This is a genomic window from Acinetobacter sp. P1(2025) (assembly GCF_051390655.1).
GTDB classification, from domain to species: Bacteria; Pseudomonadota; Gammaproteobacteria; order Pseudomonadales; family Moraxellaceae; genus Acinetobacter; species Acinetobacter junii.
Genome location: NZ_JBPKBJ010000151.1, coordinates 1 through 1,288, shown reverse-complemented (window position 1 = coordinate 1,288; position 1,288 = coordinate 1). Strand labels below are relative to the sequence as shown.

The 1,288-nt window shown below is 38.7% G+C and carries 1 protein-coding gene; it reads left to right on the top strand.

Annotated elements, in window-relative coordinates; translation table 11 throughout:
- The first annotated feature begins 88 nt into the window (after window positions 1–88).
- A protein-coding gene (locus ACSC97_RS18105) for an IS3 family transposase (RefSeq protein WP_436662333.1) occupies window positions 89–1,218 on the top strand; the annotation gives its coding sequence in 2 pieces (ribosomal slippage) (window positions 89–341 and window positions 341–1,218; 1,131 coding nt in all).
- The last annotated feature ends 70 nt before the right edge of the window (window positions 1,219–1,288 follow it).

Genomic DNA, 1,288 nt, shown 5'->3' with positions numbered 1-1,288 from the left:
TGATGTGGATCTATGATTTTAGACCACGTCTATAAGTGATAATCTACTCCCCAATAAGCATGGGAAATGCTTGTTTCTGGAGTCAACCATGACACGAAGAAAACGTCGTAATCACTCAGCAGATTTCAAAGCTAAAGTTGCTCTCGCAGCAATTAAAGGCGACCACACACTCGCTGAGCTTTCTACTCAATTCGATTTACATCAAAATCAAATCATTGATTGGAAAAATCAACTGCTTGAGCAATCGATCAATATTTTTTCACGACCAACAGCACAACAAGAACCAGAGATTGATCTTAAAGCTTTACATGCCAAGATAGGACATCAGGCATTGCAAATTGATTTTTTAGAAGGTGCACTCAGAAAAACAGGGCAACTGAGCGGCAAAAAATGATCGATAAGACCCATCAACTTTCGGTACGACAACAATCGCAATTGATTCAAATCAATCGCAGCACGTTGTATTACAAGCCCAAAGAGATTTCATCAACTGATTTGAGTTTAATGCGTCTGATTGATGAAATTCACATCGACTACCCATTTATGGGCAGTCGAATGATACGAGACATGCTACAGCGTCAAGGACATCAAATAGGTCGGCGTAAAGTCCGACGTTTAATGCGCTTAATGAGAATACATGCCTTGTATCCAAAGCCCAATACCAGTAAGCCTAATCTTGCACACCGTATTTTTCCATATCTTTTGAAAAACATGGTTATAGATCACTCTAATCAAGTCTGGTGTACAGATATCACGTACATTCCTATGGCTAAAGGCTTTGTCTATCTGTGTGCGATTATAGATTGGCATAGTCGTAAAGTACTGGCTCATAGTGTATCGATCAGTATGGAAACAGACTTTTGCATAGATGCGTTGCAAGAAGCAATTGTGAAATATGGTTGTCCTGAGGTGTTCAATACAGACCAAGGCAGTCAATTCACAAGCGAGGCATTTTTGAATGAGTTAAAATTGCGAAATATCCGTATCAGTATGGACGGAAAAGGACGGTGGATGGATAATGTGATGATTGAGCGTTTATGGCGCAGTGTGAAGCATGAGGAAGTCTATTTGAAGGCTTACGATACGGTTAAACAAGCAAAACAATCAATTGCTGAATATTTGGATTTTTATAACACGATACGTCCTCATTCAAGCTTGAATAAGGCAACACCAAATGAATTTTATGATCGACATTTCTCAAAAGTAATGGCAGCATAATTTAAATATTTAGAGCGGATTTATCACTTATAAAACTAGATTGAGTGGTCTAATTAACGGAACCACATCA